The 20,628-nt window shown below is 59.9% G+C and carries 27 protein-coding genes; 14 read left to right on the top strand and 13 right to left on the bottom strand.

Annotated elements, in window-relative coordinates; genetic code table 11:
* Positions 1-12: 12 nt before the first annotated feature.
* From EV561_RS06420 to EV561_RS06400, 5 genes are all read right to left on the bottom strand, one after another.
* A complete protein-coding gene (locus EV561_RS06420) occupies positions 13-585 on the bottom strand; it encodes a helix-turn-helix transcriptional regulator (protein WP_165927758.1) in 573 nt (190 codons plus the stop codon).
* Between the two features lie 457 nt (positions 586-1,042).
* Positions 1,043-2,086, bottom strand: a complete 1,044-nt coding sequence (locus EV561_RS06415) for a Gfo/Idh/MocA family oxidoreductase (protein WP_132518791.1) — start codon at positions 2,084-2,086, stop codon at positions 1,043-1,045.
* Between the two features lie 8 nt (positions 2,087-2,094).
* On the bottom strand, positions 2,095-2,880 hold the full coding sequence (locus EV561_RS06410) for a ThuA domain-containing protein (RefSeq protein WP_132518789.1): 786 nt from the start codon (positions 2,878-2,880) through the stop codon (positions 2,095-2,097).
* Between the two features lie 163 nt (positions 2,881-3,043).
* Complete coding sequence (locus tag EV561_RS06405; protein WP_132518787.1) at positions 3,044-3,385, bottom strand: SMR family transporter; 342 nt, start codon at positions 3,383-3,385, stop codon at positions 3,044-3,046.
* A 15-nt stretch (positions 3,386-3,400) separates the two neighbouring features.
* Positions 3,401-3,964, bottom strand: coding sequence for a TetR/AcrR family transcriptional regulator (locus EV561_RS06400; RefSeq protein ID WP_132518785.1), 564 nt, complete (start codon positions 3,962-3,964; stop codon positions 3,401-3,403).
* A gap of 206 nt (positions 3,965-4,170) precedes the next feature.
* On the opposite strand from EV561_RS06400, the gene EV561_RS06395 reads away from it, so the two are divergent.
* From EV561_RS06395 to EV561_RS06385, 3 genes are all read left to right on the top strand, one after another.
* Positions 4,171-4,572, top strand: a complete 402-nt coding sequence (locus tag EV561_RS06395; RefSeq protein ID WP_132518783.1) for a group II truncated hemoglobin — start codon at positions 4,171-4,173, stop codon at positions 4,570-4,572.
* The gene (locus EV561_RS06390; RefSeq protein ID WP_132518781.1) at positions 4,569-4,937 is read left to right on the top strand and encodes a DUF423 domain-containing protein; all 369 of its coding nucleotides are present in this window, start codon (positions 4,569-4,571) and stop codon (positions 4,935-4,937) included. The genes EV561_RS06395 and EV561_RS06390 overlap by 4 nt, the downstream gene beginning before the upstream one ends.
* A 123-nt stretch (positions 4,938-5,060) precedes the next feature.
* Positions 5,061-5,873 (top strand): class I SAM-dependent methyltransferase, encoded by an 813-nt coding sequence (locus EV561_RS06385; protein ID WP_132518779.1) that lies wholly within the window; start codon positions 5,061-5,063, stop codon positions 5,871-5,873.
* Between the two features lie 105 nt (positions 5,874-5,978).
* Here EV561_RS06385 and EV561_RS06380 read toward each other — a convergent pair whose 3' ends face one another.
* Positions 5,979-6,623 carry an outer membrane protein gene (locus EV561_RS06380; RefSeq protein ID WP_132518777.1) on the bottom strand — a complete coding sequence of 215 codons (645 nt, stop codon included), beginning with the start codon at positions 6,621-6,623 and terminating at the stop codon, positions 5,979-5,981.
* Positions 6,624-6,931: 308 nt separating this feature from the next.
* On the opposite strand from EV561_RS06380, the gene EV561_RS06375 reads away from it, so the two are divergent.
* Complete coding sequence (locus tag EV561_RS06375; RefSeq protein WP_132518775.1) at positions 6,932-7,318, top strand: ester cyclase; 387 nt, start codon at positions 6,932-6,934, stop codon at positions 7,316-7,318.
* A gap of 47 nt (positions 7,319-7,365) precedes the next feature.
* Here the strand turns inward: EV561_RS06375 and EV561_RS06370 are convergent, their stop codons facing one another.
* From EV561_RS06370 to EV561_RS06350, 5 genes are all read right to left on the bottom strand, one after another.
* A complete protein-coding gene (locus EV561_RS06370) occupies positions 7,366-7,680 on the bottom strand; it encodes an antibiotic biosynthesis monooxygenase (protein WP_132518773.1) in 315 nt (104 codons plus the stop codon).
* A 10-nt stretch (positions 7,681-7,690) separates the two neighbouring features.
* Positions 7,691-7,969 (bottom strand): hypothetical protein, encoded by a 279-nt coding sequence (locus tag EV561_RS06365; protein ID WP_132518771.1) that lies wholly within the window; start codon positions 7,967-7,969, stop codon positions 7,691-7,693.
* Entirely contained in the window at positions 7,966-8,364 is a 399-nt protein-coding gene (locus EV561_RS06360; protein ID WP_132518769.1) for a DUF2325 domain-containing protein, read from the bottom strand. The genes EV561_RS06365 and EV561_RS06360 overlap by 4 nt, the downstream gene beginning before the upstream one ends.
* A gap of 126 nt (positions 8,365-8,490) precedes the next feature.
* Complete coding sequence (locus EV561_RS06355) at positions 8,491-9,885, bottom strand: TonB family protein (RefSeq protein ID WP_132518767.1); 1,395 nt, start codon at positions 9,883-9,885, stop codon at positions 8,491-8,493.
* 59 nt (positions 9,886-9,944) lie between these two features.
* Positions 9,945-10,391 (bottom strand): hypothetical protein, encoded by a 447-nt coding sequence (locus EV561_RS06350; RefSeq protein ID WP_132518765.1) that lies wholly within the window; start codon positions 10,389-10,391, stop codon positions 9,945-9,947.
* Between the two features lie 178 nt (positions 10,392-10,569).
* Here EV561_RS06350 and EV561_RS06345 point away from each other — a divergent pair, with 178 nt between their 5' ends.
* The 7 genes from EV561_RS06345 to EV561_RS06315 all read left to right on the top strand — a co-directional run bounded on the left by EV561_RS06345 (position 10,570) and on the right by EV561_RS06315 (position 15,603).
* Entirely contained in the window at positions 10,570-10,713 is a 144-nt protein-coding gene (locus tag EV561_RS06345; protein WP_348633727.1) for a hemin uptake protein HemP, read from the top strand.
* 9 nt (positions 10,714-10,722) lie between these two features.
* Positions 10,723-11,778 (top strand): ChuX/HutX family heme-like substrate-binding protein, encoded by a 1,056-nt coding sequence (locus EV561_RS06340; RefSeq protein ID WP_132518761.1) that lies wholly within the window; start codon positions 10,723-10,725, stop codon positions 11,776-11,778.
* 11 nt (positions 11,779-11,789) lie between these two features.
* Positions 11,790-12,722 (top strand): hemin ABC transporter substrate-binding protein, encoded by a 933-nt coding sequence (locus EV561_RS06335; protein ID WP_132518759.1) that lies wholly within the window; start codon positions 11,790-11,792, stop codon positions 12,720-12,722.
* 37 nt (positions 12,723-12,759) lie between these two features.
* Positions 12,760-13,845, top strand: a complete 1,086-nt coding sequence (locus tag EV561_RS06330) for an iron ABC transporter permease (protein ID WP_132519873.1) — start codon at positions 12,760-12,762, stop codon at positions 13,843-13,845.
* A 7-nt stretch (positions 13,846-13,852) separates the two neighbouring features.
* The gene (locus EV561_RS06325) at positions 13,853-14,644 is read left to right on the top strand and encodes a heme ABC transporter ATP-binding protein (protein ID WP_132518757.1); all 792 of its coding nucleotides are present in this window, start codon (positions 13,853-13,855) and stop codon (positions 14,642-14,644) included.
* Positions 14,645-14,850: 206 nt separating this feature from the next.
* Positions 14,851-15,189: a DUF883 family protein gene (locus EV561_RS06320; protein ID WP_132518755.1), complete on the top strand. Its 339-nt coding sequence runs from the start codon at positions 14,851-14,853 to the stop codon at positions 15,187-15,189.
* A 9-nt stretch (positions 15,190-15,198) separates the two neighbouring features.
* Positions 15,199-15,603, top strand: a complete 405-nt coding sequence (locus EV561_RS06315; RefSeq protein ID WP_132518753.1) for a hypothetical protein — start codon at positions 15,199-15,201, stop codon at positions 15,601-15,603.
* Positions 15,604-15,906: 303 nt separating this feature from the next.
* Here EV561_RS06315 and EV561_RS06310 read toward each other — a convergent pair whose 3' ends face one another.
* The gene (locus EV561_RS06310; RefSeq protein ID WP_132518751.1) at positions 15,907-16,461 is read right to left on the bottom strand and encodes an RNA polymerase sigma factor; all 555 of its coding nucleotides are present in this window, start codon (positions 16,459-16,461) and stop codon (positions 15,907-15,909) included.
* A gap of 11 nt (positions 16,462-16,472) precedes the next feature.
* The gene (locus tag EV561_RS06305) at positions 16,473-16,679 is read right to left on the bottom strand and encodes a NepR family anti-sigma factor (protein ID WP_132518749.1); all 207 of its coding nucleotides are present in this window, start codon (positions 16,677-16,679) and stop codon (positions 16,473-16,475) included.
* Positions 16,680-16,940: 261 nt separating this feature from the next.
* On the opposite strand from EV561_RS06305, the gene EV561_RS06300 reads away from it, so the two are divergent.
* The 3 genes from EV561_RS06300 to EV561_RS06290 all read left to right on the top strand — a co-directional run bounded on the left by EV561_RS06300 (position 16,941) and on the right by EV561_RS06290 (position 20,617).
* Entirely contained in the window at positions 16,941-17,735 is a 795-nt protein-coding gene (locus EV561_RS06300; protein WP_132518747.1) for a response regulator, read from the top strand.
* Positions 17,736-17,963: 228 nt separating this feature from the next.
* Positions 17,964-18,917 carry a sensor histidine kinase gene (locus EV561_RS06295; protein ID WP_132519870.1) on the top strand — a complete coding sequence of 318 codons (954 nt, stop codon included), beginning with the start codon at positions 17,964-17,966 and terminating at the stop codon, positions 18,915-18,917.
* A gap of 338 nt (positions 18,918-19,255) precedes the next feature.
* Positions 19,256-20,617, top strand: a complete 1,362-nt coding sequence (locus EV561_RS06290) for an NAD(P)-dependent oxidoreductase (RefSeq protein ID WP_132518745.1) — start codon at positions 19,256-19,258, stop codon at positions 20,615-20,617.
* Positions 20,618-20,628: the final 11 nt, after the last annotated feature.

The following is a 20,628-nucleotide window of genomic DNA, read 5'->3' as shown; positions in this document are numbered from 1 at the left end:
GACTTGCTGGAATCATCTCATCCGGATGTTCGACAGGAGCAGCGACAATTCCGACTGCCGGTTGGTGTCGGTTTTGCGATAGATCGATTTGAGGTGCGCCCGAGCGGTCTCATAACTGACGGCACGGTGGGTCGCGATCTCATGAAGGCTCATGCCCTGCCCGAGCAGAAGCGCGATCTCGGCCTCCACGCGAGTAAGGCCGAACAGCTTGACCAGCGTTGCCGGTCGCTGCTGAAACTTCTCTTCGGGATCGTCGATCAGCACGACCGCATAGGAATGTGAGAACACACCCTGCATTTCCCCGCCGATGCGCTGGATATGCGCGACAAGCGGCCGCTTGCCGGCACGCGTCAGCGTGACGATATCCGCCTCGCCGTTTTGCGTTGACAGCTCTGAGCCCAGCACGGCCTTGAGGCCGCGGTTGAAAGCAACCGCCTCGTCTGCTTTTGCCGGCCGCAATTCACCCTGGACGATCTGAAGATCGACGCCAAGCAGGCCCCGCGCCTTCTCATTGATCATCGTCACCTGCCCCTGTCCATTGACAAAGATGCAGGCAACGTTGGCCATCTCGAAAGCGGCTGCCATTCCCTTCACTTCACTTGCAGATATGTCATGCATTGTCGTTGTAGAAACCATCCGCTAATGCCCTAATCCCCAACCGGCGGCTTTAGTTTCTCTGAGAACAGTACCCCTCTCCTCATCATAACTCTCCAGCGTGGGAACGCTCTCCTGCGACTGTACTCACACTCCAATCGACCGAAACAGCCAATAATACCACATCCTAATATAAGTTTATTGAAAAATATGCCTGCTCTGCATACGCAAAATGACGTAAATGAGATAAATATGTCGCACTCACAGAATATCGATTCAATCACATCAAATCCAATTTACCTTACGTTAAGTAAAGCCAATTGGATTTGATGCGACGCAAAAATAAAAACGCCGCAAGCCTACTGTAGGGCTTGCGGCGCTATATCGTTTTCAAAGTCGTCGAAGACGTTCGACTGATTCGATCGCGCGCTAGGTCTTTCGCGGTGCTTTAAACCTTGAGTTCGCGCCGCTCCCGTTCCGTGACCATGGCGAGATCGAGCACCTTTTGCAGGTTCGCGGCATGGCGGAAGTTCGGATCCTGGGGGATGCCGCTCACAACAGCTTCGGCAAAACGCTGGTAGTTGGTCGGCACCGGAGGAACTTCGATCGTCTTCCAGGTTGCGCTCTCCACATCCTCTCCGAGGCAACCGCGCAGTTCGGACTCTCCCGGGCGATGCGAGACCTCGAGCCCGCCCCGTTCTCCATAGATGCGCAACTTCAGCTCGTTGAGATGGCCTGTCGCCCAGCGGCTGGCATGAACCACGCCGAGCGCACCATTGGCGAAATCGACCGACATCGAGAAGCTGTCATTGGCATCGAGCGTATATTCCCCGATCTGCCCGCCCGGCGCCTTGTTGAAGGTCTTCAACCGGGCAAACACATGGTCAATGTCGGTTGCCGCCCCGTAGGCCGCGAAATCGAGGATGTGGATGCCGACGTCGCCGAGCACGCCGTTCGAGCCATGTCCCGTCGATAGTCGCCACAGCCAGGTCGATTCGCTGCGCCAATCGCCCCAGGCCTTCGAGACGAGCCAGCTCTGCAGATAGGACGCCTCGACATGCTTGACCGTGCCGATCTCGCCGGCGATCACCATTTCGCGGGCCCGCTGCAGCGGCGCGACGTTGCGATAGGTAAGATTGACCATGTTGATGACGCCGGCCCGCTCCGCCGCCTCCGTCATCTCCAGCGCCTTGTCGTAGTTCTCGGCAAGCGGCTTCTCGCATAGGACATGCTTTCCGGCTGCGAGCAACGGCAACGTGGTCGGATGGTGTGCCCGATCCGGTGTGACATTCGTCGCAGCGTCGAATTCACCCCAGGAGATTGCCTCGTCGAGGGATAGGAAACGCTTCCCGATATTGTATTTATCGGCGAAAGCCGCGAGCCGCGTGGCGTCCGTGTCCACGGCGCCGACAATCTCGACGCCGTCGATGGTGGTGAACTGGTCGACTTGGTTCTTCGCCATGCCGCCCGTACCAATGATGATGAGACGCATGAACTACCTCAGCGATAACCGGCTTCGCCGGCCTGGTGGAGCTTTGGACCACGCTCGACGATCGGCTCCGGAGCCTGCTCGACCGGCACGTTCGGAGCATCATGGATGGTCGTCAGCGATCCCTGCGGGTTGTGCGCCCACTTGACCGCATTGACCAAGACCTTGTGCACGTTCGCGTCGTGATAGGTCGGATAGGTTTCGTGACCGGGACGGAAATAGAAGATGTTTCCCGCACCGCGGCGCCATGTCATGCCGGATCGAAACACTTCCCCGCCCTGGAACCATGAAATGAAGACGGTCTCGAGCGGCTCGGGAACGGAGAAAGCCTCGCCGTACATTTCCTCGTTTTCCAGAACGAAATTCTCGTCGAGCCCGGCAGCGATCGGATGCCGTGGATTGATCACCCACAGCCTTTCCCGCTCGCCAGCCTCGCGCCATTTCAGCGCGCAGGGCGTTCCCATCAACCGCTTGAAGATCTTCGAGAAATGGCCGGAATGCAGGACAATCAGGCCCATGCCTTCCCAGACGCGCTCGGCGACACGCTCGACGATCTCGTCAGCCACGGCGCCATGATCCTTGTGCCCCCACCAGATGAGAACGTCGGTATCCTTCAGGCGTGCAGCACTCAAACCGTGCTCCGGCTCCTGCAGCGTCGCGGTCGTGGCGGTAATCGCGGGATCGGAATTGATCGCCTTGGCGATGGTGTTGTGCATCCCCTCGGGATAGATGCTTGCTACCACCTCATTGGTCTGCTCGTGGATATTCTCCCCCCACACGACTGTGCGAATGGCCATTGCTACGCTCCTCTGAAATTTCTTTCCAATAGAATGGGGTTGGCCGAATCCAAAGCGCTTTGGAAAATTGCTGTGCCGCCTCGCCTCGGTCCTCCCGACGAAGACATAGAGCGCCTGCAATGATTTGACAAAGGCAAAATCGCCGCGCTGGCGCGACTGTTCGTCAGTGCGAAACGGCCTTGGAGAAGAGATTGACCACAAGCACGCCGGCAATGATCAGCGCGAGCCCGATCATGGCGGGAAGATCAAGCTTCTGCTTGAAGAAAACGAGCCCGACGCCCGAAATCAGCACGATGCCGAGAGCGCTCCAGATCGCATAGGCAATACCGACGGGAATGGTTCGCAAGGTCACCGACAGGAAATAGAAGGCGCCGGTATAGCAGAGGATCAGGACGACGGTCGGCCCGATGCGGGTGAACTGCTGCGACATCTGCAGCGCCGTCGTGCCGATCACTTCGAGCACGATCGCGACGAACAACATTGCATAGACGGAGGCCCCGGCCATTCCCATTTTCCTCGATTACTTCAGGGTGAGTTCGATGAGGCCGGCGATCAGCGACTGCCGCTCGCGCTCATCCATCTCGTGGCTGCCAAGGATATCGGCAAGCCAGAGGCCATCGGCTGCGAGCCTGACGATCTGTGCGTTCGCCGAGGAATCCGTACCGATATATTCCTCGCTGCGCTCGCGCACCCAGTCCCGCCAGCGCTGGCGCAGCCGCGGCTCCACCAGCATCGCCATCGTCACCTGTGCCCAGTCCTTGGATTCCTCGGACCGGTTGCGCAATGCAAGAACCGCCTGGAGATAGGCGCGCGTGAAGCGCCCATGCGGAATGGGATCATCCCGCATCACATCCTCGATCGCGCTATCCAGACGTATGACCAGGCTGTCGAACAGCGCTTCCAGCAACGCATTCTTGTTCGGGAAATGGTGCAGGAGCCCGCCCTTGCTGACACCTGACGCAGCCGACACCGCATCAAGCGTCACCGCCGTCATTCCCTGCGCAGACGCAAGCCGCGCGGCAACCTCCAGCAATTGCTGGCGGACGAGAACGGGCTGCTTTTTTCTATGGTGCGCTTCAGACATGCCTGAGACAACATACCGTCCGGACGGTTTTGTCAAGAATAGCAGCGATCAACTCTTTGAAATCGAACGCGCTCGGCGCTTCGAAGAAAGCATGCGCTTCCCGGATGACGTCCATGCGACAGCGCCCAAACGCCGCAGAAATCCGTTCCCCTGTTGCAGCGGTCACGACAAAACGCCATGTAAGACGACGAACCGGGTGTAGGACAGTGAGCGACGAAACCATTACTTTATACGAGGCGATCGGCGGCGATCCGACCGTTCGGGCGCTGACGAAGCGTTTCTATGATCTGATGGACAGCTTGCCCGAGGCTGCACGCTGCCGGGCCGTCCATCCGCCGAGCCTCGAAGGCAGCCGCGAGAAATTCTACGAATACCTGACCGGCTATCTCGGCGGCCCGCAGCTGTATATCGAGAAACGCGGCCATCCCCGCCTGCGCAGCCGGCATTTTGTGGCAGCGATCGGACCTGCTGAACGCGACGAATGGCTGCTCTGCTTCCGTCGCGCGATGGATGAAACGATCGAGAACGAAAAGCTCCGGGCCATCATCCTCGAGCCGGTGGAGCGCCTTGCCTACCACATGCAGAACCGCGAACAGGACGCCCCATGAATTCGACTGCCAGCATTCGCAGCCTGATCCTCCTTCTTGCCGGCCTGCTCGGTTGTGCCGGTGTTGCGCTGGCCGCGGCCGCCACGCACGGCGCCGATGCGCACTATTTCGGCGCGGCATCGACCATGTGTCTTGCCCATGCCCCTGCCCTTCTAGCAGTCTATGCCGGTTACGATCGCTTCCGCACCGCGCCGGCCGCCGGCCTTGTGCTTGGGCTCGGCACATTGCTTTTCGGCGGCGACCTGATCTATCGCCATTTTCACGACACCGGGCTTTTTCCGCTCGCCGCCCCGATCGGCGGCTTCGCCATGATGGCCGGCTGGATTCTGGCAGCGCTGGGCGCATTTCTCCCGGTCCGGCGTTAACCGCCGAAGGTAACGGGAAAATTGGATAGTTCTTTCGCACGGAACCCTTCCGGCGTAGGCTTCCTCCGGCCCCGACCGACACGCCTGCCGTCTGTCCTGATATGGCTTGAGGGAGCAACCGCCATGACCGCAGCAGAGAAAGCCTTTGCCGGACCTATCCCGGAAATCTACGACCGTCTCCTCGTCCCCCTCATTTTCGAACCTTACGCCCGCCACCTCGCCGAACGCGTGGAGAAACTGAAGCCGCAGAGCCTGCTGGAGGTCGCAGCCGGGACCGGAGCCGTCACGCGCGCACTCGCCTTGCGGCTGGATGAGAAGGTGCGGATCCTGGCATCCGACCTCAACCAGCCGATGATAGACTTTGCGAGATCGCGGCAAGGCAATAATGGCAGGATAACCTGGCAGCAGGCCGACGCCCTGTCGCTGCCGTTCGAAGCGCAAAGCTTCGATATCGTGGTCTGCCAGTTCGGCGCGATGTTCTTCCCCGACAAGGCCAAGGGCTACCGCGAGGCACACCGCGTGCTAAGGCCGAACGGTCATTACATTTTCAGCGTCTGGGACAAGTTGGAAAACAACGAATTTGCCCAATTCGTGGAGGATACGCTTGCCGATCATTTTCCGCAGGACCCGCCGCGCTTCATGGGCAGGACGCCGCATGGTTACTGGGCGATCGACCCCATTCGCAACGACCTGAAAGCCAGCGGCTTCCGCGAGGTGACTGTCGATACATCCGAGCAGAAATGCCGGGCTCGTTCCGCGCATGAGGTCGCCATCGCCTATTGTCAGGGAACGCCGCTGAGAGTGGAGATCGAAGCCCGCTCTCCATCAGGTCTCGATGAGGCAACCGAAGTAGTCGCCGAGGCGCTTACACGGCGCTTCGGAACCGGCTCCATCGACAGCAGGATAACCGCACATGTCATTGAGGCGGTCCGCTAGGCGAGCCGATGATCGCGGCACTTCATCGGGGCTGGCAGGCGAAAACCACAAAATGAAACAGCCGCGTCGATATCCACGCGGCTGCGGCAAAAAAGAAAGCTGATGTCAGAATTTCACGCCGACGCCGACCACGACGGCGTTCTGGTTGAGATCGACATTCGTGTTGCCGATGTCCTTGCTGCCGAAGTCCGTATATCGATACTCGACCCGGCCGAAGATATTGTTGGTGAAGGCATGGTCGACACCGGCGCCGAGCGTCCATCCATTGAACGTCTTTGTCTCCTTGCCGTCACCGGCATCGAGATAACCGCGGCTGATCTGCCAGCCACCGGTCGCATAGACCAGCGTCTTGTCAAAGGCATAACCGACACGCGCGCGTACCGAGCCGTCGACATCAGTGCCGCCGTCAACGCCGGGCACGATCTCTTCCTTATTCCAATTATAGTTCAGGTCGCCTTCCGCGCCGATCACGACGTTGTTGTCCATCTGCCAGTTATAGCCGAGGAAACCGCCGATCAGACCGCCGTTGAAATGCTGCGAGGCGCTGCCGCCAGGAAAATCGAAATCGCCATCAACCCAGGATCCGCCACCGCGGATACCGGCATAAGGACCAGTCCAGGTGAAGACGGGAACCTGTTCCGCAATCGGAGGAGCCGGCGGCGCAGTAACCGCGTCTGCGGCCATGGCTGGCGCGAAGGCGGCTACGGCGACAAATGTGGCAAATATGGATGAAAGAACAAGCGTCTTCATGATGCTTCCTCGACTGGACTGCGACGGGGCCGTCTCATCTAATCGAACATCTAATGTGTCATGTCCCATATTCAATAGCTTATTCTAATAGTCGTGTCGAATCGCCGCCCTTTTGTGCCAAAAGCGACAGATCGGCCACAGACCGATAAAATGCCATGAAAACATGGGATATTATGGCGCAAATCACCACCGCGTTCAGCGATCCGGCGCACCTCCATCGCGAAAATTTGTGCCTGCGATCGCGGGCGAAACGGAACACAATCGATCCCTGGAAGATTGTTTTGGGCAAAGGCACCGGAGCAGCGTCCATGACCAAGATCGACCTCTCAAGCGCGTATCGAGACTATATCGCCTGCCTCAATGCACAGGATTGGCCCGCACTGGGAGAGTTCGTCCACGACGACGTACACCACAACGGCCGTCAGATCGGCCTATCAGGTTATCGCCAGATGCTGGAGAAAGACTTCCTGGAAATTCCGGATCTCAATTTCAGCATTCGCCTGCTGGTATCGGATCATCCCTTTATCGCGAGCCGACTGCAATTCGACTGCACGCCAAAGGGAAAGTTCCTCGGACTTGATATAAACGGAAGGAAAGTTTCCTTCGCCGAGAATGTCTTCTACGAATTTCACGAGAACCGGATCTGGCAGGTATGGTCGGTCGTAGACAAGGCAGCGATCGAGGCGCAGCTCTAGCGCCTGGAAGCTGATGCCTGCGGCCAACTTATATTGCTGGAATTGCTTCAGATTCCCTCGACGACGTTGAAGCCTTCAAACACTGGCGGTCCCTTGTAGATGGCCTTGTGGTCGCCGGCATTGCGGTGCGCCATGCGGAAATTCTCAGACTTCGTCCAGTTCTGGAAATCATCCTCGCTGCGCCAGATCGTGTGCGAGGCGAAGAGCGTGAAGCCCTCCTCCTCATTGGTGCGACCGCGTAGCAGCCGGAACTCGACGAAGCCGGGCACCTGCGCAAGGCTGGAATCGCGATTTCTCCAGATGGTCTCGAATTCGCTTTCGGAGCCGACGGCCACGCGGAAACGGTTCATGGCGATATACATGAGGGACCTCTCAGACCTTTTTCCTGCGATCGGCAGTCTTGCGCGCCGGCTGCGCGAAGGCAATCACATTCCGGCCTTCGTCGGCGGCAGTGCCGAGCGGCTCGCTCGATGCTTCGCCCGGAAGCCTCGCCGCCCAGAATGGGAAGCACACGACGTTGGGCGCGATCCGGCGCCCCCGGTCGCGCTCGATAAGCAGCTGGTAAAGCTCCGGCACCAGCGCGTCTCCGGTCTTGCCGGCAAGCTTGTGCAGGCCGATCATCGTGTAGCCGTCAGGGCCCTTATCCTTCATCGGGAATGGTCTCGGTCGTTCATCGTCTGCAGCGCCCGCTCAAGGCTGGACTTGCTGCCATTGCGCAGTGGAATGAAGGCCTTGCCGAACTTCTTGCAGCCGGTCTTCACGCGAAGGCACGCGTCGTGGCTGATACAGTCGATCGGGCAGAAGACGCAGTCGACGGAAGGCAGAACGGTATCGATCCGCGAAACCGCCTCGCGAAGGCCACCGTCATGATGGATAAGCTCGGCGCCGAAATTGCTGGCGATCTGGCGCAGATGCGCCACCTGGCAATCGCGTCCGCCGACATAAAGAAAGCTGCGTCCGTCCAACTTGGACTTGCCGGAGACCTGCACCGCAATCTCCTCCTCGCGGGTATCGCGGTTGAAGTCCCTCTTGCCCTTATGCGCCATGCATCACCCGTTCGCTGATTGCTCTGATGCGGCTCGATTCCCCGACCGCGAACGGACCCTACAAAACTTGATTTTTACAGTCAAGTATAAAGTTGATTATTTTTATCATATTTTACCATGCCAATCTCAGGGACCTGTTACCTGTACCTCCTGAGTGAAGGTCCAGCTCGGTTTGCCCCACTCAGGCGGCAGCGACGGGAACGGTGCGGCACGGCGGACCCCATCGAGAACGGCCTGATCGAGATCCGGTATGCCCGAGCTGCGCGCCAGCGACAGGGAGGCCACATCGCCGCTCGCATTGATCGTGAGCTTCACCAGAACCCTGAGATTGCCGGTCATGCGCTTGTATTCGGTCGGCACACGCACGGACCGGCGAATGCGCGATTGCACCTTGCCGGGATAATTTGCGACCGCCGCACTACCCCAGCCATTACGGTTTGCAGCACCTTCCGAATTCTGATCGGACTGTGCCGTTTCGCTGCCCGTCGAGGCGCCTTTCTTGGTGTCTTCCTCGTCCTGCCTCCTCGATCCGGATTTGACCTTCGCCGGCTTCGGCGGCTCCGGCTTGGGCGGCTCCTTCTTGGCGGCGACTTTCGGCTTTTCCACCGGCGGCTTCGGCACAGGCGGCTTTTCAGTCGGCGTTACGACCTCTTCGGGCACCTGGGGTTCGGGTTGAACTTCGGCGGTTTCGACCGGCTGCACACTCGGCTGAACCTCCGCCGGCTGCGGCGGCTGCGCTTCCGGCTGGACGGTCTCAGGCACCTGCGTCGCCATCGGCTGGTCGACGGTCGACTCTGCGGGTGCCGTCGAGGTCAACACCTCAGGCTCGGGTGTCACCACGGTCTCGGGCGAAACCTGCGAGACCTCGGGTTGGGCGGGCTGAACCTCATCCGGTTGCGGCTGCTGTGCTTCCGTCGGCTGCACCGCCTGGGTGATTTCGGTCGGTTGGGCCTCCGTCTGCTGGGGCTCCACGGGCTGGACCTGCTCCGGCTTTGTTTCCGTCTGCTGGACGGTTTCCGGCTGGACGGCATCTGCAACGACCTGTTCAGGCTCCTTGCTTTCCTCTCCGGCAGCCTGCTCATCCGCATCGCTTCCAAGCATGATGACGCTGATGGCCTCGCCCGCCTCTTCCTGCGGCTCGTCAGGCGTGACAACGAAGGTCGTCACCAGCGCGGCAAAGACGGCAGCGTGAAACAGGAAGGAGCAGAGGCAGGCGATTGCAACACGGCGCTTGCCGGGTTTGACGATCGAGGCTTTTGCCTCGCGCTTCGCCTCCATGGCAGGCACGTCGGCGGCCTTATCGGGCTCTTGCTTCGGATGCGCCGGAAAGGATTCAATCTGCGTCACGCGGTTGTAGTAGACGACTGACTCCGCCTCCGGCTGGCGCGGTACGCCTTCAAGATCAGAGAGCTGGTGGCCCGGCAGCATCGCCGGCACATTGTCGTTGACACCCGGCCCATCCTCGACACGCGGGATGATCGCGACGGGAGACTTCGATCTGACCTTGATTGAACTCTTCATGACACTGTCCGCCCTTGGTGGCATGCCGGCCAAACCGGGGTCGGCGCCGGCTCGATTGCTCAGCCCTCGAAGGGAACGGAGATCTGTGATCTGGTCTGAAGCGCCTTCTTGCATTCACCAGCTGCCGGTCCGTCGCAGACGGGCGTGTCGTTGATGATGATGCGGCTGACGCTTTCGCATTTGACGCCGGGCATATCGAACTGCCGCACCCGCTTTTTGCCGATTGGCAGATCGCGGAAATCGAGCACGGTGACACGATCGACGGTGCTCTTCTCATTGAAGAAGGCGAGCTCGAAGGAGATCTTATTGATATCAGTCGGAAGATCGTTTTCAGCGACGAAGGTCATCATGCAGCCCTTCTGGGAAGGGGCGAGCGCGTTCAGCTCGACATTGATTTTCTGCGTCTGAGCGGTCGCGGCAGCCGCATCCTCGGCGCATGCCTGAACGACGTTGAAAGCTCCGACCACACCGGCGGCAACCACTGTCAGGATCGTCTTCATTCGCATCGATCTACTCCAAATATCCGGACTGAAAATTAAACTTGACTCTTATTGTCTTCTATTGCGTCATTAAAAAATGATGAGTATGTGAGTCAAGATAAATCTGGCCCGGAAGCACCCCAGGCCCCCATGAATTTTCAGGCAAAAAGGCAAGATGATTGCTGAGAAGAAACCACTACAACCGATGCCGCCACCGGTCGTGCAGCAGGTAAGAACCGTCGAAAGTGCGGAGATTTTCCGTGGCCAGAGCGAAATCATGATCAGGCATGAGGGCGCCGTCTATCGGATGAAGATCACCCGCCAAGGCAAGCTCATTCTCAACAAATAGGCATGAACGATGACTGACAGGACCAGACCGACCCCCGCCGAAATCCGCGCCTACCGGCTCGAAAACCCGAAAATGCGTGAGCGCGATATCGCAGTCCAGCTCGGCATTTCCGAGGCGGCTCTCGTTGCCGCCGAAGTCGGGCTGACGGCAACCCGCATCGACGCCGATGTCGAACGTTTTCTGGCGCGCGTCGCCGGGCTGGGCGAGGTTCTCGCCTTGTCGCGAAACGAGAGTGCCGTGCACGAGAAAATCGGCGTCTACGAGAACATCAAGGCCGGCAAGCAATCGGCGATCGTGCTCGGCGAGAACATCGACCTGCGCATCTTCCCCAGCCGCTGGGTTCACGGCTTTGCCGTCACCAAGGATGATGGCGAAACGCAGCGTCTCAGCCTGCAGTTCTTCGACAAGGCGGGCACCGCGGTCCACAAGGTTCATCTACGGCCGGATTCCAACGTGGAAGCCTATCACGCCATGGTCGCCGACCTCAGGATCGACGATCAGTCCCAGGAATTCGTCGAGGACCGTTCCGCGGGGGGCAACGGCGAGGTGGATGGCGATGTCAGCCGCGAGGAGCTGCGCGATCACTGGGGCCGCATGACGGATACGCACCAGTTCTTCGGCATGCTGAAGAAACTGAAAATCGGGCGCCAGGCCGCGATCCGCAGCGTCGGCGACGACTATGCCTGGAAGCTCGAAGACGGCGCCGTGGCCGAGATGATGCGGGCCGCCGTCGAAGATGGACTGCCGATCATGTGCTTCGTCGCCAATGACGGCATCGTCCAGATTCACTCAGGGCCGATCTTCAACGTCAAGACCTTGGGCCCGTGGATCAACGTCATGGACCCGACCTTCCACCTGCATCTGCGCCAGGACCACATCGCTGAGGCCTGGGCCGTGCGCAAGCCGACTGTCGACGGCCACGTCACATCCTTCGAAGCCTATGATGCCAAGGGCGAGATGATCATCCAGTTCTTCGGCAAGCGGAAGGAAGGGGTTGCGGAACGCGACGAATGGCGCGCGATCATCGAGGCCTTGCCGAAGGCCGGAACCAGCGTCGCCGCTTGAGGGTTGGGATCATGAACATTCTGAGGAATGCCGGGCGCATCAAACCCTGGGAAGTCGCGCTGACGCTCGTCGTCATGTCACTGCCCTTTGTGCCCGTCGGTCCGGTCAAGGGCAGCTACGGCTTCGTCCGGCCAGCCCATGCCACGGAACCGGCCAAGGTCGACACTTCCCGCCTGGTCTCGATCGGTGGTGACGTGACGGAGATTGTCTACGCGCTCGGCGAAGAGAAGCGCCTGATCGCCCGCGACTCCACCAGCACCTATCCGGAGGAAGCAAAAAAGCTTCCCGATGTCGGTTATATGCGCCAGCTGTCGCCGGAGGGCATCCTCGCGGTCAACCCGACCGCGATCATCGCCGTCGATGGATCAGGACCGCCGGAGGCGCTTGCTGTTCTCCGGAATGCCAGCGTCCCCTTCGAGACCGTGCCGCAGAGCTATGACCGCGCCGGCATCGTCAAGAAGATCGAGACTGTCGGTGCAGTCCTCGGCGTGCCCGACAAGGCCAAGGCGCTTGAAGACAAGGTGTCAGCCGATCTCGATGCGGCGATCTCCGAAGCCGCCAAGCGGCCGGAGGCGGAGCGCAAACGCGTGCTCTTCGTCCTCAGCGCCCAGGGCGGCAAGATCCTCGCATCAGGCACAGGTACCGCCGCCGACGGCATCATAAAGCTCGCCGGCGCCGTCAACGCGGTCGGCACCTTCCCCGGCTACAAGCCGCTGACCGACGAGGCGATCATCGAGGCGAAACCCGACGTGATCCTCGTCATGAGCAATGGCGGCGAGCACCCGATCACCAACGACGAGCTGCTGAAGCAGCCGGCTCTGTCGCTGACGCCGGCTGCCGAAAAGAAGGCCGTCATCCGCATGGACGGCCTTCATCTGCTCGGCTTCGGCCCGCGCACCGCAAGCACGGTGCGCGAACTGAACACCGCGATCTACGGGGGCTGACATGGCCTTCGGCGAAGCGGCGGCGCGGCAGACGGACATGGCAAGGCGGCAAGACACCATCCTGTCACGCTATCGCGCCGGCGATCGCTCGCGGCTGGCTCTGCTGATGATCGCTGCGTTGATTGTCGTGGCGATCTTCTCTCTGCTGTTTTCCGTAACGACAGGCGCATCGGACGCCTCCTTCGTCGACGTCATCAGAAGCGTGGCCATGGGCAAGGCCGATGGCGTGCTCAGCACCCGCGACCGGATCATCATCTTGGACATCCGCATGCCTCGCGCCACGCTGGGCTTCCTGATCGGCGCCTCGCTGGCAGTCTCGGGCGCGATCATGCAGGGGCTGTTCCGCAACCCGCTTGCCGATCCCGGTCTCGTCGGCGTTTCCTCGGGCGCAAGCTTCGGCGCTGTCGTGATGATCGTACTCGGCAACGGAATTGCCGCGCCGCTTTACAATGGGCTCGGCATCTACGCCCTGCCGCTAGCCGCCTTCACAGGCGGGTTGGTGACGACGCTGCTGCTTTACCGCATCGCCACTCGCAACGGCCAAACCTCTGTTGCAACGATGTTGCTTGCCGGCATCGCGCTCGGCGCCATGACCATGGCACTGACCGGCGTGCTGATCTACATGGCCGACGATCGGCAATTGCGCGACCTCACCTTCTGGGGCATGGGCTCGCTCTCCGGAGCCACCTGGATCAAGATCGCCGCCGCCGGCCCGATCATTCTGCTGTCGCTGGTCGCCATGCCCTTCATGGCCCGCGGCCTCAACGCGATCACGCTCGGAGAAGCAGCGGCCTTCCACATGGGCATTCCTGTCCAGCGACTGAAGACGATCGCGATCGTTACCGTCGCGGGCGCGACAGGCGCATCGGTCGCCGTCAGCGGCGGCATCGGCTTCGTCGGCATCGTCGTGCCGCATCTGCTGCGCATGGTCATCGGCCCCGACCATCGTTATCTCCTGCCGGCTTCGGCACTCCTCGGCGGTTCGCTACTGATTTTTGCCGACGTCCTGGCCCGCACCCTGGTCGTGCCGGCAGAACTGCCGATCGGCATCATCACCGCATCCGTCGGAGGACCGTTCTTCCTGTGGATCCTGCTGCGCCAGCGCTCGCGCCTCAGCCTGTGACATCAAGATGATCGAAGCTAAAAACCTTTCCGTCCGACTCTCCGGCAAGACAGTCGTCGGCGATCTGTCCTTCGTTGCACGAGCCGGTGAACTGACCGCGATCTGCGGCCCCAACGGTTCGGGCAAGACCACCACGATGAAGGCAATCTCGGGAGAGCTTGCCTATAAGGGTTCGGCCCGGCTGAATGGCGAGGAGATCCATAGTCTGGCGCCCTGGCAGCTCGCGATGATGCGCGGAGTGCTGCCGCAGGCAAGCACCATCTCCTTTCCTTTCACCGTTCGCGAAATCATCGCCATGGGCCTGACATCAGGGCGCAACAGCCATCCGGAACAGACGGCGCGGATCGTCGCCGACGCCCTGGCGGCCGTCGATCTCGCCGGTTTCGAAGGGCGCTTCTATCAGGAACTTTCCGGTGGCGAGCAGCAGCGCGTCCAGCTTGCTCGCGTTCTCTGCCAGATCCCCGAGCCCGCCGTCGACGGAAAGCCATGCTGGCTGTTCCTCGACGAGCCGGTCTCCAGCCTCGACATCAGCCACCAGCTGACGATTATGACCCTGGCGCGCAACTTCTGCCGGCGCGGCGGCGGCGTCATATCAGTCATGCACGACCTGAACCTGACTGCCCTCTTCGCCGACCGAATGGTCCTGTTGAAGAACGGCATGCTCGCCGCTGGCGGGTCGGTCGCAGAGGTCATGACCGACGAGATGCTGGAGCAGGTCTTCGGCTGCCCGCTCAGGGTCAATCGCGTACCGAAGGATGCCACTCCCTTCGTCCTCGCCCACAGCGCATTCGATGAATGACAGCTGCACCCTTGCGCAGTCTCCAAGACGTCTCTCGCAGCGAGCGACCACTGGAACCTTTCATCGTTCGACGCGTTGATTTGCCAACGACATGGATCAATGCCGGATGAGCAGGCGTGTGCCAGCAGCAAGGCGGATCCAGCACAGAGTGGCGACTACAGACTAGAACGACGCGAGCGACGCGTCAGAACAATGGAGACCCGATTATGGCGACGTCCTTCCTCCATCCCCTTCGCAGCAAGCACAATGGCGGCCTGCACGATCTCGAGGCCACGATCGAGGATCAACTCGAAACGCTCCGCGACGAGATCGCTGCGCTGACCAAGCTCATCAGCAAGAGCAACACGAGCAAGAAGATCCGCTATCAGGCGCAGGCGGGATACGACGATCTCCTGAGCCGCAGCGAAGACATTCTGCATGACCTCCAGGATAGCTACAGCCGCGGCGCCCGCGAAATGCGCGAAACCGTTCGCCGCCATCCGGCAGCAACCATCGGCGCGGCGGCAGCCGTCGGCCTGTTGATCGCCTTTCTTGCCCGCCGCTGAGGAGGCTTGATGCTGTTTCCGATCGTCAGCCTCCTGCTGTCAGGGTCCGTCAGCCGCACCGTTGCGCGCACCAAGCGCAACGGTATTTTTGTAGCCATTGCCGTCCTGCTGCTGCTGACGGCCTATGTCTTTGCGCTCGTCGCGACCGCGATCTGGCTCGCGACCATATACGGCGCAATCGGCGCGGCACTGTTCATGGCAGCCGGCGCCCTGCTCCTGGGCATCATCGTTCTCGTGGTCATGGCCGTCATGAATGCGCAGGAAGAGCGCCGCGCCCGCGAACGAAAGAGAGAACTGGAATCGATGGCGGCAGCCGCATTGGGCGTCGTGCGTAGCCAGCCGCTGTTGACGGTCGCCATCGCCGCGGCCTTTGTGCTGAGCAACCTTTTGGGATCGAAGCGCGAAGAGGATTGATTGGGGCCGCCCGCCTAACTTAGGCCCCAGTCTCTCGCCGAGAGGGAACCCCTCATCGCCTCGCTACGCTCGGCACTTCTCCCCAAGGGGAGAAGTGGAGCGAGCCGCCCCATCGCGTTGTAGGCCTTTTTTGTCCGAGTGGAATATACGCTGCGACGGTGCGGCGCCCCTGTCTTCTCCCCTTGGGGAGAAGGTGCCCGAAGGACGGATGAGGGGTTTTTCACCAACGCAGGCGCGCCAACAAAAAACAAAACCTCCGCGCATCCCTGCCCGGAGGCTTTCTTTTGTAGCAAGCAGTCTTCCTCAGAAAGCAAACGCCCTCGACGTCAGCGGGGACGATGTTGCATCCGGTCCGAAATCCGCTTCGCCTGATATCTGCAACAGTTCCTGCAGACGCTGGCGGGCGCGGTTGACGCGGCTCTTGATCGTGCCGACCGCACAGCCGCAAATTTCGGCAGCCTCTTCGTATGAGAAGCCGGAGGCGCCGACCAGGATGATCGCTTCGCGCTGGTCCGGCGGCAGCTGATCGAGCGCCTTTCGGAAATCCTGCAGATCGAGCGCACCGTATTGAGACGGATGCGTCGCCATAGATTCGGTAAAGAGCCCGTCGCTGTCCTGGATTTCACGACCGCTCTTGCGCATCTGGCTGTAAAGCTCGTTGCGCAGGATCGTGAAGAGCCAGGCTTTCATGTTCGTGCCCATCTCGAAATGGTCCTGCTTGGCCCAGGCCTTCATGATGGTGTCTTGAACGAGATCATCGGCACGGTCATGTCGGCCAATGAGCGAAATGGCGAACGCACGCAGGCTCGGGAGAGCTGCCAGGAGTTCACGTTTGAAACTCGGTTCCGCTTTTTCCATCCGGGATATCCCTATTCGGCCACTTTGGCTGAAGCCATGCTTTCCGCACGGTCCAGCTTCTCCAGTAAATCCAGGAAACGGTCAGGGATTGCCTCGTCCTGGGCAGCTGCATAAAGGGAGCGCAGCTTGACGCCGATCTGATTGGTGGGATCCAGAATGTCGACAACCCGGACATCGGGCTGTTTGGCATCTGCTTTTTCCTGCTTCTGTGCTGTCATCTAAAAAATTCGCTTTCGGATCGTTTACATCTGCGGGTCGTCTTCAGCCTGGGGATCACCGTTCTCACGTCGTGGATAAGGTAGGGAGAAGCCTCATCCACGCTGTCGCCATCAGGAACGGATCACACGCGAACAAACCCACCGTTTGTCGCCACCATAATGCCCGGCAATAAAAAAAGTTCCTGCATTTCGGAACTTTTTTGACCCCCTGGCATTTAGCTCTCATTAAAGCCGATAGCGTCTTAAGGACGGGAGTTATTTATGACACTTTCCACTCGAATTGCGCCGCACCTTCCTTATCTGCGTCGCTATTCCCGCGCACTCACCGGAACACAGACTTCAGGCGACGCCTATGTCGCGGCGGTGCTGGAAGCGATTATCGCAGACATCTCCATCTTCCCCGATACATCCAATGACCGGGTCGCACTTTATAAACTTTTCACCAAGCTCTTTGGTTCCACCGCAGTGCAGATACCGGAGCCTACTTCCCCCTATGCGTGGGAGCAGCGCGCAACCGTCAATCTTGCCAAGGTTTCTCCGGTCGCGCGGCAGGCATTCCTATTGGCCTCCGTCGAGAATTTCCGCCTTGCGGAAATAGCCGATATTCTCGAGGTCGAAGAACCGGAAGTCGTTCGCCTGCTCGACAAGGCATCGCAGGAAATCTCTCGCCAGGTGGCAACCGATATCATGATCATCGAGGACGAGCCCCTGATCGCCATGGATATCGAGCAGATGGTCGAAAGCCTCGGCCACCGTGTCACCGGCATCGCCCGTACCCACTCCGAAGCAGTGGCGCTCTACAATGCGACCAAGCCGAGCATGGTTCTGGCCGACATTCAGCTCGCCGACGGCAGCTCCGGTATCGATGCCGTCAACGACATCCTGAAGACCTCTAGCGTCCCGGTGATCTTCATTACCGCTTTCCCGGAGCGCTTGCTGACCGGCGAACGGCCGGAACCGACTTTCCTGGTCACCAAGCCGTTCAACCCCGATATGGTCAAGGCATTGATCAGCCAAGCTCTGTTCTTCAACGAAACGACGCGCGTCGCAGCCTGAGTTACCCTTGTATTTCAGAATGGAACAAAGAAAAGCAGCAAGCGTTTCGGCTCAGCCGAAGCGCTTCGCTAGCTTTCGTGACGAATTGTTATATGAGTAACACCATGGATTTCCACGGGGCACGCGATTCCGGCGTTGTTCAGGGAAAACCGAGGGAAAGGCGACTTTGTGAATACCACTGAACCATTGTCGAGCGCCGCCTTCGGTTTGGAGGGCAAGGCCGCCATAATGGAGCGGGCGCTCGGTAGCGCCGGCATTTCGATCATGTTCCAGGATTCCAGCCTGGCAATTGTCTACGCTGAAAATCTCCCCGAACATCTCAAGCCTTCCCTCATTCTCGGCAAGGGTGACCTGCAGCTATTCGGGGCCAGGGACGGACAGCGTCTTGCAGACCTCAAGCGCAAGGTGCTGGAGAACGGTGCGCCGTCCAGGACCGAAATAGACTTTCTGACGACCGATGGTTCCAGAATCTTCGAAATCAAAATCGAACGAACCGGACGATCCGGCGACTATGGCCTGCTTTCGGTTATGTCGGAGATCACCGAGAGCCGTCATCGCGAAAAGGTCCTGAAATCGCTGCTCAGGGAGTTGTCTCACCGGTCGAAGAACCTGCTTGCCATCATTCAGGGCATCGCCACCCAGACTGCGCGGCATACATTGTCGCTGGACAATTTTCTCATAAAATTCCGAGGCCGCCTGCAGTCCCTTTCCAACTCCCAGGATCTCATCACCGATTCAAGCTGGCGCGGCGCCTATCTCTTCGAACTGGCGGAAAAGCAGTTCGCCCCCTATTGGCCCGATGTCGCGGTGCCCATGCCGATCTACGGCATCAACGCGCATCTGACGCCCAACGCCGCCGTCCATCTGGGGCTGGCATTACACGAGTTGATCGTCAATTCCGCCTCGCATGGCGCGATATCGGCCGGCACGACCAAGATCCTGCTGAATTGCAATGAGTCAAATCTGGACGGCAAGAAAGCCATCGAGGTGATCTGGTCGGAGCAGATATCGACGCCCTCGGCCGTACAGGAATTCGAAGACAACAGCTTCAGCAGAACTGTCCTCGAGCGTGTCGTGCCCACATCGATGAACGGCCGCGTGAAGTTCGAGCTGCGCCCCGATCGTATTGACTACAGCATCCTCATTCCGGAAACCGAATACGAGATCCTCAGGCGCCCCTAGAAGCTGCGCTGGCCGCGATCCCTTTCTTGATGATTTCACAACGAAAAACAGCCAGTGCGAGGGCGGCGCACCGGCTGCTTTTTCTACTCATCGGGAGGGGACCGTGAGTACATTAATCCGGATGATTGGGGGCGCGCATTGGGTCGATGCGATCGTCATCCGGACACCCGAATAACTACCCGCCATAAAGTTGGTTCCCACTCAAATAAAAAAATCTCGATTTTTTTCGAAACCTTTTTCTGCGCTCTATTTAGCTCAAAATTTTACCGTTTGATAAATTTTTTGGACTGGGTTACGCTCCCCTTTACTGGCCGTTATCCAATAATGAGGGAACTTCAATGGGACGACTGGAAACTGGGATTCAGAAAGGCCGGCTCACGCCCGCCGAGTACGAGGCTAATTTTTCCGATCTTCATCCGCGCCTCGACAAGCACGAGGCGCTGGTCGCTTCCGACCGCTGCTATTTCTGCTATGACGCGCCGTGCATGACGGCCTGTCCCACCTCGATCGATATCCCGATGTTCATCCGGCAGATATCGACGGGCAATCCGATCGGCTCGGCAAAGACGATCTTCGACCAGAACATCCTCGGCGGCATGTGCGCCCGCGTCTGTCCAACCGAACAGCTCTGTGAAGAGGCCTGTGTGCGCAACACGGCCGAAGAGCGCCCGGTCGAGATCGGCCGCCTGCAGCGCTATGCAACCGATATAGCCATGGCCGAGAACAAGCAGTTCTACAGCCGAGCCGCGGCGACCGGAAAGACCATCGCCGTCGTCGGCGCGGGACCCGCCGGCCTTGCCTGCGCCCACCGCCTAGCTGTCAAGGGCCATTCCGTCGTCATCTTCGACGCGCGCGAAAAGGCCGGCGGCCTCAACGAATACGGCATCGCCACCTATAAAACGGTCGATGATTTCGCCCAGAAGGAAGTTGATTACGTGCTCTCGATCGGCGGCATCGAGGTCAGGAACGGCCAGATGCTCGGCCGTGACTTCTCGCTCGCCGATCTTTCGAGCCAGTATGACGCCGTCTTCCTTGGTCTCGGGCTCTCAGGCGTCAACGCGCTGCGTGCAGCCGGCGAAGACCTCGACGGCGTTGCCGATGCGGTCGCCTATATCGCCGATCTGCGCCAGGCCGACGACAAGGCCGACATGGCGATCGGCCGCCGCGTCGTCGTCATCGGCGGCGGCATGACGGCGATCGACGCCGCCGTGCAGGCAAAACTCCTCGGCGCCGAAGAGGTGACGATCTGCTATCGCCGCGGCAAGGAGCACATGAACGCCTCGGAATTCGAGCAGGACCTGGCAGCCTCCAAGGGCGTCATCATCCGCCATTGGCTGGCGCCGAAGCAGATCATCGCCAAGGACGGCAAGGTCGCCGGCATCGAGGTCGAATATACCGCACTCGTCGACGGCAAGCTGACCGGCACGGGCGATACAGGCGTCATCGCCGCCGACCAGATCTTCAAGGCGATCGGCCAGACCTTTGAGGCCTCCGGTCTTGGCGCTCTCAAGATGGAAGCCGGCCGCATCGTCATCGATACCGATGGTCGCACCTCGCTATCAGGCGTATGGGCCGGTGGCGACTGCGTACTCGGCGGAGAAGACCTGACCGTTGCGGCCGTCGCGCAAGGACGGGATGCCGCCGAATCCATCAACCGCGTGCTTGCTGCCGGTGCGCAGCCGGCCGTGGCCGTCGCTTGAAGGGGAGGATG

It is taken from the genome of Rhizobium sp. BK376, from assembly GCF_004341625.1.
GTDB lineage: Bacteria > Pseudomonadota > Alphaproteobacteria > Rhizobiales > Rhizobiaceae > Rhizobium.
The sequence above is the reverse complement of the archived record's forward strand: the minus strand, read 5'-3'. Positions and strand labels throughout refer to the sequence as shown.